Genomic DNA, 13,004 nt, shown 5'->3' on the forward strand with positions numbered 1-13,004 from the left:
GCCGAGTACGCGGCTATGGGCGCGACCGGCCCGGTGGCCGAGTACCGCTAGAACGGTGGTCCGTCGTCGTTCTGGTGGCCGGTTCCGCTGGCGTCTCGCGGCGGTGCGGCTCCGGCGGGGTGGCGCCGCGTCTGGGCGTCTCGTGCCGGGCGTCTCGTGCCGGGGCGTCGCACCGCGGTGCGTGACGTGCCCGGGTGTCGCGGGCCGGGGTGGGCCGGCGTCGTCCTGACTTCGGGGACAGGACGGGGTGGCGGTGCGCGGTGTAGGTCGCCCCGTGTGGGGTGGTCACTCGGGTGGTGCCGTGGGTCGGGTCGTAACGGGTGTTCCAGTCGGGCCGGTCTTTGAGTCGGTGGTGGCGTCGGCAGCGTGGACCACCGTTGGCCACCGACGTCGACCCGCCACCGGTGGCCCAGGCTTGTTCGTGGTCGTGGTCGCAATGCCGAGCCGGACGGTGACACCACGGCATGACGCATTCCCGGTCGCGCACCCGCACCAGCTCGCGGATCGTGGCGCTGGGTCGTCGCCGGGTGCGGCCCAGATCAACCGGATCGCCGGTGCCCGGATCGCACAACACGGCCCGCCAGATACTGCGCGGGTTGGTCATGATCTCCCGGGCGACCGCGGCAGGAACGGGCCCGTGGCCGTCGAGTTCGCACCCCTGGTCGGAGATCGTCAGGGCCGCGTCGGCGGGCACGTGCAGGTACACCATGGCCGCGGCTTCAGGCGGTGTCACGCCGGGGTCGCGCCCCAGCAGCAGGTCTGCGGTGACGTCTGCTCGCAGTTGGTCGAGGGTGCGGCCGTCGCCATTGCGGCGTAGCGATCGCGCCATTCCGTCCACCCGCGAGTAGCACGCCGCCGCCACCTCCGCGGGTAGCTGCGCTTCCAACGACGACATCACGTGCTCGCCCGGGGCGAGTTCGAGCTTCCGTTCCGCCCGGGCTCGCCGCGCACGCTCGACCTGCCCACCCGGATCGACCTTTTCCACCAGCCGACGCGCCCGCTGAGCCAGGTTCCCCGGCTGCCACGCCGTCTCCGGCGCATCGGCCAGCCGCTCCGCCAGCAACGCGTCAACACTCCGGGCGGCGTCGTCGTCGAGCGGGCCGGTCACCGCCAACACCCGCCTGGCCCCATACGACTCGACCTCACCGGCCCGCATCGCAGCCAGCAACCACGGCATCCGCCCCGCCACCGACCGGCCAGCGTCGACACGCCGCTCCACCTCACGCGTCGAGACCCGCAACACCGGCGTCAACTCCTCCGCCACACCGCGGTCATCACCCACCGCCGCCGCAATCTCGGCCAACAGTGCCAGTTCCTCGGCATCCAGCCGCGCCCGCCGAACCCGCACGTCTCGCAGCCGCTCGACCGTGGCTCCGACGCCGTCCCCCATGTCATCCACAACCGCCACACTATCGAACTGGTGGTCGAACAAGCTATTACTCGATGGAGTGAAACGACTCCGGTATCGCCTACCGAAAACTCGACCAACGAGAACGCAGTTCGGCCGAGGTCGGCACGTGTCGAGGAGACGCTCCGGTAGTCCGCAGTCGACGCGTCACATTCGCCGTCACGAGCCCGGGATCGTCAGGCTGAGGAAGGAGTCCTCGCCTCAGTCGAGGGAACTCAGTCGAGGGGACGGCCGTCGAGGAGGGCCCGTTCCTCGTCGAGGGTCAGGCCCGCGGCGCGGGTGCGGTCCAGACCCCGGCTGCGTTCGTCGGCGAGGGCCGTGAGTGCGGTGTCGGCGAGCGGGCGGTTCGGTAACCCGGCCTCCGCGGCGGGCGCCGGGTCGTGTGACGCGAGGCCGTGGAAGTCCGGTGGCAGCCACAGCGGCAACGAGCGCGGACCGCCCCACGGTTGCACCCCTGCCGCGGTGAGGTCATCGGCCGAGACGGGGACGAGTTCGAGGTCGTCGGCTCCGACGACCTCGGCCAGTCCGGCCAGGACCTCGCCCAGTTCCAGCACCGGGCCGACGGCGTCGTACACGCCTGCGAGGCCGCTCTCCGCCGCCGTGACCAGCCACGCGGCCAGGTCGCGCACGTCGACGTGCTGGATCGGCTGCCGCGGGGTGTCGGGCACGACCGCCCGGCCTCCGCCGGCGAACCGCGCCGCCCAGTAGCCGAACCGGTCCATGATGTCGCCGGGGCCACTGATGATGCCGGGCCGGACGACGAGCGACCGCTCGTCCCCGACGCGGTCACGCACGGTCTGTTCACTGGCGACCTTCGTACCGCCGTAGGTGGCGACGGTCAGCTCGTCGAGTCCGAAGTGGCGCGGGTCGTGCACCGCGGGTACGAGTGGCGCGTCGACGGTCTGTCCCTGCGTCGCGACGTCGGCGTAGACGTTGACGCTCGAGACGAACGTCCAGTGTGGAGTGTCGTCGGCGAGGACGTCGAGCGCGTCCCGTACCCAGCCGAGCGCGCCCGTCGCGACGTCGACAGCGGCGTCGAACCGCTCACCGGCCAGGACCTCGACGGCCCCGGGCTCGTCGCGGTCGACCGGTACGAGCCGGGCACCGTCCGGTGCGGAACCCGACCGTCCACGAGCGGCGCACACGACGTCGTGTCCGCGCGTGACGGCCTCGGCCGCCACCTGCCCGGACAACCCCGTCGTGCCACCGAGAACGAGAAGGCGCATGCACACACGTTCCCCTGCCGGGGACCGTGCCGCCAGGCGTATCGCGACGAGCGAACACGCCCGGTGCGGCTCCCTACAGCGGGATCTCGAGGGCCACCATCGTGCCCATGCTGGGTGAGGAGTTGACGTCGAACCGCCCGCCCGCGGCGTCGGCGCGTTCGGCGAGGTGTCGCAGTCCGCGCCGGGCGACGTCGGCGGGGACGCCGCACCCGTTGTCGCGCACGCGCAGCCGGACCTCGCCCTCGTCGCGTTCGAGCGTCACCCGCACCTCACTCGCGCCGGAGTGTCGGACCACATTGGACAGCGCCTCGCGCAGGGCGGCGCGGATGTGGTCACCGCGTTCGCCGGGAATACCCGCCAGTTCGCCCGACAGTTCCAGGGTGGGCGGATAGCCGAGGAGTTCCCCGGCGATACGCACCTCGGAGCGGGCCGACTCGGCGAGGTCGCCGGCGTCGGGGGGCTCGGGCACGGGTTCGGGCGAGCGCAGTTCCCGCACGGTGCCGCGGATCTCCTCGATCGTCTGGTCGAGCTGTTCGATGGCCTCGCCGAGCCGGTCGCGCTCGGCACGCGCGAACCGCCGGTGCAGCCTGCGGTACACCCGGTCGAGCTGCATGCCCGCCGCGTACAGCCGCTGGACGACGACGTCGTGGAGTTCGCGGGCGATGCGTTCGCGCTCCTGGTACAGGGTCAGCCGGTGGCGCGCGTCGGCACCGTCGGCGAGCGCCAGCACGACGCCCGCCTGTCCGGCGAACGCGGTGAGCAGTTCGCCGGTTCCGGTGTCGAACGGCGCGCGGCGCGGCGACCGGTACACGGTCAGCACGCCGAGCTGTTTGCCGCCGGTGCCGAACGGGGCCGCGGCGAACGGTCCGTATCCGGCGAGTTCGGCGGGCACGAACTGGGAGGTGCGCGGGTCGCTGGTGACGTCGTCGGCGAACACCGGCTCGGCCCCGCCCGCGACCCGGCCCGCCGCCGACTCGGGTGGAAGCACGAGACCGACGAGGCCCGTGGTGTCGGCGCCGTAGGCGGCCTCGACGGTGACGCCGCCGTCCTCGTCGCGGACCATGAGCAGGCCGAGGTCGGCGTCGGCGAGCTGCACGGCGGACCGCACGACCATGGGCAGCACGGCGTCGGGATCGTCCCCGGACAGCACGGTCGTCGTGATCTCGGTGGCGGCGGACAGGGCCCGCGCGGCGACGTTCGGTTCCATCAGGCTTCCGACGGTACGACCGCTCATGTCGCGGGTGCTCGCGGACGTGTCGCGGCTCGCGTGCGCACCCGCCCTTCGGAGACCTCGAGCACCAGGTCGGCGCCGTCGACCTCGTCGGGCCGGTGGGTGACGTGCACGACCGTCCTCCCTGCCAGCGCCTCGCGCAGGTCGTCGAGGACGCGGTCGGCTGTCGGCGCGTCGAGGTGGGCGGTGGGCTCGTCGAGCAGCACGAGGTCGGCGTCCGGGACGGCGAGCAGCGCCCTGGCGAGTGCCACCCGCTGCGCCTGCCCGCCGGACAGCCCGGCGCCCGCGGCGTCGAGCATCGTGTGCGGGTCGAGGTCCGCGTGCGCGGTGCGGAGGGCGTCGGCGAGCTCGGCGTCGGTGGCGTGCGGATCGGCCAGGCGCAGGTTCTCGGCAACGGTCGTGGAGACGAGTTGCGGATCCTGCGGGGCCCACGCGACGCGCGCGGGTACGTCCGCCTCGCCGCGCACCGGCCGCAGGAAGCCCAGCAGCGCGGCGAGCAGCGTGGACTTGCCCGCACCGGACGAGCCGACGACCGCGACGTACGAGCCCGGCGGGATGTCGAGGCCGACGTTCCGCAGCACCGGAGTCGCACTCGACGGCCAGGCGAGGTCGGCGCCACGCAACGAGACGTGGCCCGAGTGGTGCGTCGGCTGCCGCGCCGCGGGAACCGCGTGCGCTGCGCGAGCGGTGGCCGGGCCGGTGTCCGTGCCGGTGTCGTGCTCGGCGGCGGCCAGGCGGGCGCGGGCGTCGCGGAGGGTGTCCCAGTGCTGGGCGACGGGCGGGAGCAGCGCGAGCACCTCGGCCAGGGCCAGTGGCACCAGGGCGACGACGGGAGCGGCGACGGGAACCAGCGTCCCCGCCTCGACGGCACGTGCGCCCAGCCAGGCGCCCGCGACGGCGGCGGCCCCGGTGGCGGTGACGATCACGGCGTCGGCGGCGCCGTCACCCCAGGCCTGCCTACGTGCCGCGGCGGCGAGCCGCTTGTCGAGTCGCGCGAGTTCACGGCGCCTGCGGTGGTGGGCGCCGACGGCGACCAGTTCCGCCGCGGTGTCGAACAGCGCGAGCACCCGCTCGTCGAGCGTGCGGCGACCGGCCGCGAGCGTGGCGGTGGCGCGGCGCTCCACGACCAGAGCGGCCCACGGGGCGACGACCGCGGCGACGACGACCGCGACCGCGAGCACCAGGCCCGCGGCGGGCAGGACCAGGGTCACGGCAGTGCAGGCCGCGACCAGCACGGCGCCGACCACGAGCGGCGGGGTGAGCACGCGTGGCAGCAGGTCGCGCACGGTGTCGGTGTCGCCGACGAGGCGTCGGTGGTCCGCGCCGCGGCGCAGCGCCACGGCCGGTCCCCTGGCGACGAGCGCGCGCCACAGGCGGACGCGCAGGGTCGCGGCGATGCGGAACGCGGCGTCGTGGGTGACGAGGCGTTCGGCGTAGTTCAGTGCGGCCCTGGCCAGGCCGAACGTGCGCACGCCGACGACGGCGACGCTGAGCATGAGGATCGGCGGCTGTTGCGATGCGCGGGCGATGAGCCAGCCCGACGTGGCTGTCAGCGCGACCCCGGCGATCAGCGAACCCGCGCCGAGCGCGACGCCGCCGAGGAAGCGCCGGTCGACGAGTCTGCGCAGCGCGATGGTGCGGGCAGGGTCCATGGGCGGTTCGGACGTGGCGGCGTCGGCGCCGGGCGAACCGGTCGCGGCGTCGGTGTCATCGGTGGTGTGGGTGTCGAGCGCGGCGCGGTCGTGGGCGGCGACGATGACGGTGCAGCCCGCGCGAGCCGCCTCGTCGACGAGTTCATGGACACGGCGGGCGTTGTCGGCGTCCAGGTGCGCGGTGGGTTCGTCGAGCAGGAGCAGCCACGCCCCTGTGCGCACGCGCGCCAGGGCCCTGGCGACGGCGAGTCGTTGGCGCTGGCCGACCGACAGCGTGGCGACGGGCCGGTCGGCGAGCCCGTCGAGTCCGAGTCGGTGCAGCAGGTCGTGGGTGTCGGCCGGGTCGAGTGCGGGGGCGGCGAGCGCGATCTCGGCGGCCGCGGTGCCTCCGGTGAACGCGGGCGACTGGGGAACCCAGCCGATGCACTCGCGCCAGACGTCGGGGTCGAGGTCGGCGAGGGACATACCGGCGACCTCGACGTCGCCCGCGTCGGGGCGGACGAAGCCGAGGAGGACGGCGAGCGTCGTGCTCTTGCCCGCGCCGCTGGGCGCACGCAGCCGTACGGTCCGTCCCGGCCTCGCGGTGAACGTCTCGCCGTTCGGGGCGTCGCCGCCGCGGCGGTGGACGTGCAGGTCACGGACGTGGATGTCGCCGCGGCGCGGGCGCAGCGTGCCGCCGGACGGTGCGGGTTCGGCGAGCACGTCGGTGACGCGGCGGACGGCCTCGACGCCGTCGGTGCTGGCGTGGAACGCGGTGCCGACGCCCCGGAGCGGCGCGAAGCACTCGGGAGCGAGCAGGAGCACGCCGAGTCCGATGGCGAGGGGCATGTCGCCGTGCACGAGACGGACACCGACGACGACGGCGACGAGGGCGACCGACAGGGTCGCGGCGAGTTCGAGGGCGAACGCGGAGCTGAACGCGACACGCAGGGTGCCGAGGGTCGCGCGGCGGTGCCGGTCGGAGACGCGACGGACGGTGTCGGCCTGTGCGTCGGCACGGCGGAACGCGGCGAGCACGGGCAGGGCGCGCACGAGTTCGAGCACGTGGGCCGACAGCCGTGCCACGGAGTCGCTCGCCTCGGCGACGCGGTCGCGCGTGTAGGAGCCGATGAGCGCTCCGAACAGCGGGAGCAGAGGGAGGGTGACGGCGATGAGCAGCGCCGACGGCCAGTCGGCGACGAGCACGGCCGCGCCCGCGGCGAGGGGTACGACGGCGGCGGTGACGAGCGCGGGCAGATAGCGGGTGAAGTAGGCGTCGAGCGCGTCGAGTCCGGTGGTGGTGAGTGCGGTGAGCTCGCCGGGGCCGCGGCGGGCGATCCGTTCGGGGCCGAGGCGCAGTGCGTGGTCGAGGACGTGGGCTCGGAGTTCCTCCTTGGCTCCCGCGGCTGCGCGGGCGGCGACGACGCGGATCGCCCACGCGAGCACGGCACGCCCGGCGACGGTGGCCAGGAGCAGACCGAGGCGGGGTGCGAGGTCGCCGTTGTGTCCGGCCACGATGTCGGCGAGCACGGAGGCGAGGAGGAACGCCTGCGCGACCAGGCAGGCGGCGTCGAGGAGCGCGAGGACACCGGATGTGGCCAACGCTCGGCGCGCTGCCGGGGACAGTGCCGGGAGCGCGCCGAGCGGGCCGTGTCCCACCCGCGACCGGACCGGCGTGTCCGGTGTGGACGGTTGGGCGCCGGTGCCGATAGCGGAAAGGGTGTCGCGGGTGGGACGGCTCATCGGGACACCTGCTGCGCGTTGTGAGGGGCGGGGATGTGGGAGGTCTTGATGCGTTGACGGAACACCCAGTAGGTCCAGCCCTGGTAGACGAGCACCGCCGGCGTACCGAATGCGGCGACCCAGGTCATGACGGTGAGGGTGTAGTCGCCGGACGAGGCGTTGTCGACGGTCAGCGAGTTGGCGGCGTCCAGTGTGGAGGGAAGGACGTCGGGGAACAGGGCGCCGAACAGGGTGACGACCGTGCCGGTGATCGCGACGCCGAGTGCGGCGAACGCCTGCCCTTCCCGTCCCGCGGCGATGCGCCACCAGGCGACCAGCGCGGCGGCGACGGTGACGGCGAGCGACACGTACGTCCAGTCCGCCCCGTGGCGGACCTGCACGAGGACCGCGAAGGCGGCGACAGGCAGGATCGCGACGGGCAGGATGGCGGTGGCGAGGCGGCGCGCGCGGCGGCGGATGTCGCCGTCGGTCTTGAGTGCGATGAACACGGCGCCGTGCAGCAGGGAGAAGCCGGTGACGGCGAGTGCCCCCAGCAGCGTGTCCCAGCGGAAGGCTTCGAACGCCGAGCCGACCCGGTTGCCGTCGGCGTCGAGCGGCAGGCCGAGGACGGTCGAGGCGATGATGAAGCCGATGCCGACGGGCGGCACGGTCGAGCCGACGACGATGACCTTGTCCCAGGCGCGGCGCCAGCGGTCGGAGTCGACCTTGCCGCGGTACTCGAAGGCGACGCCGCGGCCGATGAGCGCGAGCAGCACGAACAGCAGCGGCAGGTAGGCGGCGGAGAACAGGCCCGCGTACCAGGCGGGGAACGCGGCGAACATCGCGCCGCCCGCGACGATGATCCAGACTTCGTTGCCGTCCCAGACCGGCCCGATGGTGTTGATCATGACGCGGCGCTCGGTGTCGCTCCGGCCCAGGACAGGCAGCAGCATCCCGACGCCGAAGTCGAACCCTTCGAGGAACAGGTAGCCGAGCCACAGGAACGCGATGACGACGAACCAGACGATTTCGAGTTCCATCAGACCACCCGTCCCGGGTCGTGCCGCACCCGCGCTACCACGCTGCTGCGACATGTTTCAGGTGAAACCCGTTGTGCACAGCCGGCTGTGCACAACAGTCGGAGTTGTCCACAACTTGCTGGACACGCCTTGGGAAAACCCCTCGTGGCGGTAGGCTGGAGTCGGGGTCGCCCCCCGGAGAGGGTGGGGGTGTGCCCACCGGAAATCTCGATCACAGCATCTCCTCGGACGGCAGGTGTTCGATCGGCACGTGCGGTGTGCGAACGGCTAGGAGGCGAACGGCTAGTAGGCGAAGGACAACGGCTCGTCGTCCTCGGTGTCGTCGCGCGCGGCACTCCGGCCACCCGAAACGCCTCCACTCGGACCGTCGCCGGAACCGTGACCCGGACCTTCCTGGTCCCCGTCGCTGCCCGCCCCGAGGCGGGAGGCGACCTTCGCGGGCATCACGCTCTCGATACCGCCGCGCACGTATTTGGCCATCAGGAACACCTCGACCACGCCGAGCACCACGTACAGCAGGGTCAGCGACACCAGCGACAGCCACACCTCGCCCTCGGACACCCTGGACACGGCCATCGCGGTGTACATCCACACCCCGTCGACGCCGCTCGGATCCGGGTTCGGCACGACCACGAACGGCTGCCTGCCCATCTCCGTGAAGATCCAGCCCGCGCTGTTCGCGATGTACGGCAGCGCGATGCTGCCCAGCGCCATCCGCGGGAACCAGCGGCCGCCCGGTATCCGCCCGCCGCGCGTCAACCACAGCGTCGCCACGCCGATCAACGTCGACAACGCGCCGAAGCCGATCATGATCCGGAAGCCCCAGTAGGTCACCGGCAGGTTCGGCACGTAGTCCACCGGCTTGCCCGCCAGCTCGCCGAGCGCCGGGTCGTCCGGGTAGTGCGAGCCGTACTTGTCCTGGTATTCGCCCACCAGGTCCTGCACGCCCTTGACCTCGGACGAGAAGTCGCCCTCCGCCAGGAAGGACAGCAACGCGGGCACGTTGAAGGTCTTCACGCTCTCGCAGTCGGCGTCCGCCACGTCCCCGACCGCGATGATTGAGAAGCTCGCGGGCTGTTCGGTCTCGCACAGCGCCTCCGCGGCCGCCATCTTCATCGGCTGCTGCTGAAACATCAGCTTGCCCTGGAAATCGCCGCTCACCACGAGCACGACGAACGCCACGACGCCCGTCCACGCACCCAGCTTCACCGACGACCGCCACACCGCGCGGTGCTCGTCGTGCTCACCGCGCTTGCGCCACAACCGCCACGCCGCGATACCCACGACGAACGCCGCGGCCACGGCGAAGCACCCCGCCACGGTGTGCGGGATCGCGGCCAGCGCCGTGTTGTTCGTCAGCACCGCCCAGATCGAGTTCATCGTCGGCTTCCCGTCGACGAACTCGGCGCCCACCGGGTGCTGCATCCACGAGTTCGCCGCCAGGATGAAGTACGCCGACACCACTGTGGCCAGCGAGAACGCCCACGCACACGCCAGGTGGACCCGTTTCGGCAGCCGGTCCCACCCGAAGATCCACAGGCCGAGGAACACCGACTCGACGAAGAAGGCGACGAGCCCCTCCATCGCCAGCGGCGCACCGAAGACGTCCCCCACGAACCGGGAGTACTCGCTCCAGTTCATCCCGAACTGGAACTCCTGCACGATGCCGGTGACCACGCCCATCGCGAAGTTGACCAGCAGCAGCTTGCCCCAGAACTTGGTCATCCTCAGGTAGCGCTCGTCGCCCGTGCGCACCCACGCCGTCTGCATGCCCGCGACCAGCACGGCCAGGCCGATCGTCAACGGCACCATCAGGAAGTGGTAGACGGTCGTGATCCCGAACTGCCACCGCGCGAGCTCCAGTACTTCCACGACCACGACTCTGCTCCGCGGGCGCGTACGCGCGACAGGTACAGCGGTCCCGACCACGACAGGACGTAAGTCCCGTCGCAGGGCTCGTGTCACGACCGCCGAACCGGGTGTTTCCGCTCCACAGGAACCGATTTAGGTGCGCCGAAAAAAATTGTGAGACACGGGTCCACGACATTTCGACGGGCGCCAAAAATGCCGATTCGCGTGATCGATGAGCTTGATTTTCGGCAATTCCCCTTTATCGTTGAAGTGACCAAGGGGTGAAACTACTGATGTCCACTGCACTGCCGGCCTTCTTCACGGCGTTTGCGCTGGTCTTCGTGGCAGAACTGCCGGACAAGACCACGGTCGCGACACTGGTGCTGACCACGCGTTACCGCGCGAGCGCAGTATGGACCGGCGTCACCGCGGCGTTCGCCATTCAGACGCTCGTCGCCGTCGTTTTCGGCAGCGCACTGACATTACTCCCCGGACGGCTCGTTTCCGTCGCCGCAGGCGTCATGTTCGGTATCGGCGCCGCGATCCTGCTGCGCTCGGGATTCCGTTCCGCCGACGACAGCGAAGCGGACGCCATGCGTGCAGGGCCGCCGCGGGTTCCGTTCCTCCGCGCGGCGACCGCGTCCTTCGGCGTCCTGTTCGCCGCCGAATGGGGCGACGCCTCCCAGCTCGCCACGGCCGGTCTCGCCGCCCGCTACGCCGAGCCGCTCGCGGTCGGACTCGGCGCGTTCACCGCGGTCGCGTGCGTCACCGCGCTCGCGATCGGCGTCGGCACCAAACTCCGCCACCGCATCCGCCCGCACCTGCTGCAACGGGCTGCCGGGGTGGTGTTCGCGGGACTCGCCGCCTACGCGCTCGGCTCGGCGCTACTCGGCTGAGGTACGGCGCGATCCCCGGCCGCGCCCCGCCACTCGCCGGCGCAGCGTTCACAGCGCGTCGAGCAGCCCCAGGTCCACCAGGTCACCCACCGGGCGGTCGAACTCCGCGCACGCGTACGAGGCGAACATCGCGCGCACCGCCGTCGCCGCCTCGTCGGACAGGCCACGGGCCTCCTCCGCCAGCGCAGCACCGTCCGTGCTAGCCAGCGCTCCGCGGACGTCACCCCCGGACAGACACCGCGCCGAGGCCACGAGCAGGTTCAGGAACCCGTGGTGCTCGATACCGTCGTCGGCGGTGTGACGCACCGCGCGGTGCAGGCTGTTCGTGGCCTTGAACGTCGCGCCCGTCGATCCTGCGACGACCGACAGGAAGTCGGCCACCTCGTCGACCGCGGGGAAGTTCTCCGGCGACTGACCTCCGCAGCGGATCTTCGGCCTGCTGCCGTGCTCGATGACCTTCTGCACGCCGTCGAGCCAGCCGACGCCGCGTCGCGGCTCCACCACGCGCACGACATCCTCGGGCACGAACTCGGAGACCCGCTCCAACCACGTCTCGTCGACGTCCGACGGGGCCGGCATCTCGACCATCTTCAGCGCCAGCAGCTCACTCCGGGACTCGACGATCGAGATCGCCTTCGGCACCCCACCGAGGCCCGTGTCGATGATCAGCGCCAACGGCAACGGTTCGGCCGGCTTGATCTTGATGAGTTCAGTGATCAACTCGGGCAGTCGCGACGCCTGGCACAGGAAGACGCCCAACATGCCCGACCGGTCCCCGCCACGGGAAGCGAAGTGCCCCTTCAGCGCCTCCGGCATCGCCGCGTCGCTGGGTGGAAAGAGCGCCGAGTCGTCGACGAGCCGAGCGAACAGCGGAGGGACTCCGCGAGGGCCGGGGGGCGTGAGTTCCACAGCGCTTGACACCCCTCACACGCTAATAGCGCCCGCTTCAGCGATGAATATCGGGATGACGACAGACCGGGAGCCCCCACCGCCGCGCCCCGCCTCACCAGGGCTGCTCCGGTATTCCCCTCACGCGCTAGATAGGTTAGGCTCGCCTTAGTTGGAGGTGACCGGTGACCCGTACCCGTCCGCAGGCGCCCCGGACCCCGCTTCCCGCGGAGCGCGCCAAGAGCATCGCCACCCGTGGCGGACCCGCCGTATTGATGCCCGCCGTCGACCGCGAACCCGCGTCGGGTCTGCACACCGAACCCGTGCTGCACCACGTGCACGCCGGCGGCCGCGCCAGCATCCTGCTCCCCGACGACGACCCGCTGGTACTCGCCGTCGGCGGCACCGCCACCCCGCCGGGAGAACTCGCCATCACGCTCGAGATCACCGACGAGGCCCCCGTCGCGCTGCGCAGCCCCGTCCGCGGCCTGCTGTGGCTCACCGGCTGGCTTCGCGGCCTCGACGAGCGCGCCGCCCGCACCCGCGCCACGACCATCGCCGAGGAACGCGCCGAGCCGACCCTCCTCGACCTCGGACACGGCCTGACGATGCTCGACCTCGTGCCCGCCTCGCTCGTGCTCGCCGACTCGGAAGGCACCCACTCGCTGACCGCTCAGACGTTCGGCTCCGCCAGCCCCGACCCGTTCTGCCGCCAGGAGTCGACCTGGCTGCGACACCTCGAACACGCCCACCCCGAGGCCGTGACCGCGCTCGCCCGGCACGTGCCCGACGAGCTCCGCGCCGGTCGCATCCGCCCGCTCGGCATCGACCGCTACGGCCTCCGTCTGCGCGTCGAGCACCCCGGCGACCTCGGTGCCGCCGACCCGTTCACCACCGGCGGTACCGGCGCCGTCGACCACGACGTGCGCCTCGCCTTCGACGAACCCGCCGACTGCAGGCAGCGACTCGGCGTGGCCCTGCGCAAGCTCGTCGGCTGCCCGATGCGCCCGCAGTCCTGACGGCGCCGCGACCGCCGATACAGACGCGACGGCGCTGCCCGCCCACGAGAACGGCGCCCCGGGACCAGTGCTCCCAGGGCGCCGTTCGTCTC

General features: G+C 72.1%; 9 protein-coding genes. 2 read left to right on the forward strand and 7 right to left on the reverse strand.

Annotated features, from left to right (window positions below; translation table 11 throughout):
• Positions 1–13 precede the first annotated feature (13 nt).
• From FHS23_RS02480 to FHS23_RS02505, 6 genes are all read right to left on the reverse strand, one after another.
• Positions 14–1,390 (reverse strand): HNH endonuclease signature motif containing protein, encoded by a 1,377-nt coding sequence (locus FHS23_RS02480; protein WP_246381537.1) that lies wholly within the window; start codon positions 1,388–1,390, stop codon positions 14–16.
• Between the two features lie 233 nt (positions 1,391–1,623).
• Positions 1,624–2,634 carry a Rossmann-fold NAD(P)-binding domain-containing protein gene (locus FHS23_RS02485; protein WP_183647096.1) on the reverse strand — a complete coding sequence of 337 codons (1,011 nt, stop codon included), beginning with the start codon at positions 2,632–2,634 and terminating at the stop codon, positions 1,624–1,626.
• 73 nt (positions 2,635–2,707) lie between these two features.
• Positions 2,708–3,841, reverse strand: coding sequence for a GAF domain-containing sensor histidine kinase (locus FHS23_RS02490; RefSeq protein ID WP_183647098.1), 1,134 nt, complete (start codon positions 3,839–3,841; stop codon positions 2,708–2,710).
• A 23-nt stretch (positions 3,842–3,864) separates the two neighbouring features.
• The gene (gene cydD / locus FHS23_RS02495) at positions 3,865–7,239 is read right to left on the reverse strand and encodes a thiol reductant ABC exporter subunit CydD (protein ID WP_183647101.1); all 3,375 of its coding nucleotides are present in this window, start codon (positions 7,237–7,239) and stop codon (positions 3,865–3,867) included.
• Positions 7,236–8,258, reverse strand: coding sequence for a cytochrome d ubiquinol oxidase subunit II (cydB, locus tag FHS23_RS02500; protein WP_183647104.1), 1,023 nt, complete (start codon positions 8,256–8,258; stop codon positions 7,236–7,238). The genes cydD and cydB overlap by 4 nt, the downstream gene beginning before the upstream one ends.
• A 282-nt stretch (positions 8,259–8,540) precedes the next feature.
• The gene (locus FHS23_RS02505) at positions 8,541–10,130 is read right to left on the reverse strand and encodes a cytochrome ubiquinol oxidase subunit I (RefSeq protein ID WP_183647107.1); all 1,590 of its coding nucleotides are present in this window, start codon (positions 10,128–10,130) and stop codon (positions 8,541–8,543) included.
• 272 nt (positions 10,131–10,402) lie between these two features.
• On the opposite strand from FHS23_RS02505, the gene FHS23_RS02510 reads away from it, so the two are divergent.
• A complete protein-coding gene (locus FHS23_RS02510) occupies positions 10,403–11,005 on the forward strand; it encodes a TMEM165/GDT1 family protein (protein ID WP_183647110.1) in 603 nt (200 codons plus the stop codon).
• Positions 11,006–11,053: 48 nt separating this feature from the next.
• Here FHS23_RS02510 and FHS23_RS02515 read toward each other — a convergent pair whose 3' ends face one another.
• Positions 11,054–11,914, reverse strand: coding sequence for a hypothetical protein (locus tag FHS23_RS02515; protein ID WP_343053741.1), 861 nt, complete (start codon positions 11,912–11,914; stop codon positions 11,054–11,056).
• Between the two features lie 164 nt (positions 11,915–12,078).
• Here FHS23_RS02515 and FHS23_RS02520 point away from each other — a divergent pair, with 164 nt between their 5' ends.
• Entirely contained in the window at positions 12,079–12,912 is an 834-nt protein-coding gene (locus FHS23_RS02520; protein ID WP_343053592.1) for a DUF2470 domain-containing protein, read from the forward strand.
• The last annotated feature ends 92 nt before the right edge of the window (positions 12,913–13,004 follow it).

The organism is Prauserella isguenensis, from assembly GCF_014191605.1.
In the GTDB taxonomy this organism is placed as follows: Bacteria; Actinomycetota; Actinomycetes; order Mycobacteriales; family Pseudonocardiaceae; genus Prauserella; species Prauserella isguenensis.